Origin of the sequence: Streptomyces sp. NPDC057445 (assembly GCF_042802855.1) — a bacterium.
GTDB lineage: Bacteria > Actinomycetota > Actinomycetes > Streptomycetales > Streptomycetaceae > Streptomyces.
Genome location: NZ_JBHVDH010000070.1, coordinates 1 through 1,237, shown reverse-complemented (window position 1 = coordinate 1,237; position 1,237 = coordinate 1). Strand labels below are relative to the sequence as shown.

The 1,237-nt window shown below is 67.3% G+C and carries 2 protein-coding genes; both read left to right on the top strand.

Annotated features, from left to right (window positions below; all coding sequences use genetic code 11):
* The first annotated feature begins 127 nt into the window (after positions 1 to 127).
* Positions 128 to 685, top strand: coding sequence for a helix-turn-helix domain-containing protein (locus ACFU5O_RS37470; RefSeq protein ID WP_384247504.1), 558 nt, complete (start codon positions 128 to 130; stop codon positions 683 to 685).
* Positions 616 to 1,209: an IS630 family transposase gene (locus ACFU5O_RS37465; RefSeq protein ID WP_384247507.1), complete on the top strand. Its 594-nt coding sequence runs from the start codon at positions 616 to 618 to the stop codon at positions 1,207 to 1,209. Before ACFU5O_RS37470 ends, ACFU5O_RS37465 begins: the two co-directional genes overlap by 70 nt.
* The last annotated feature ends 28 nt before the right edge of the window (positions 1,210 to 1,237 follow it).

Sequence of the window (1,237 nt, the reverse complement as noted above, 5' to 3'; positions counted from 1 at the left end):
CCTAGTGCTGGATTCCGCTTTCAGTGGGTATAGATGCTGGTGGCGGGGTGGTTCGGGTGCTCGGGGGGCGGGTGCTGGGCGGATGGTGTTACGAGCACGGCCAAGCCGTGATGCGGATGAGGAAGCTGTGGTGCGTCGGCTGGCCAGGGCGCGCAAAGCGCCGCGGGATCTGGTGATGCGGGCCCGGATGGTGGAGCTGAGCTGGCAGGGCATGCGGGTGCCTGCGGTCGCGGCCGAGGTGGCCTGCGATCAGAAGACGGTGCGGCGGTGGCTGCACCGCTTCAACCGGACAGGGTTGGAAGGGCTCGAGGATCTCGGAGGCCAGGGCCGCAAGCGGCGGATCACCGAGGCTGAGCGGTCGAGAATCATCGGCCTGGTCAAGCGGCCACCGCCTGGCCGGCTGACCGTGCAGCCGGGCGGCGAACTCGTCGCAGAAGACGAGACGGGGCCACCCGAATGGACACTGGACGCGCTGGCTGAACAGGCCCGCAGGTTGGGCATCGAGGTGGGCCGCTCCCAAGTGCGCCGGATTCTGCTGGCCGAGGGCGTGCGCTGGCGCCGTACCCGGTCCTGGGCCCGTTCGAAGGATGCGGACTTCGAGGGAAAAGGACACGGATCATCAGCCTCTACACCAGCCCGCCGGACGGTGCGACGGTCGTCTGCGCCGACGAGCTCGGACCGGTGATCCCCCGATCCTTCCCGCCGGCACCGGGCTGGTCGCCGGACGGACACCGCATCAAACACGTCATCGACTACTCCCGAGGGCCGGAGAAGACCTGGGTCTACGGCGGCCTGCGCATAGCCGACGGCCAGGAGATCACGATGACCGCGCCATCCCGAAACAGCGTCTACTACCAGCAGTTCCTGCAGAAACTCGAGAACGCCAACCCCACCGGCGACATCTACGTAGTCACCGACAACCTGTCCTCGCACAACAGTGTCTCCACCCGGACCTGGCTCGAGGACCACCCCCGGATCCGGCACATCTTCATCCCGGTCGGCGCCTGCTGGCTCAACCTCCAGGAGGCTTGGTGGCGCATCTTCCGCAAGGCCGCCCTGGCCGGCCAGTCCTTCGCCGGACCTCACGAGATCGACCAGGCCACCCGCCTGGCAACAGCCCAGCTCAACAACCGAGCACGGCCCTGGATATGGGGCAGACCCGCACCGCCCACCCGCCTGCTTCGCCGCCGATACACGTACACCGTTTGAGGAATCCAGCACTAGTAGTGCTTCGTTA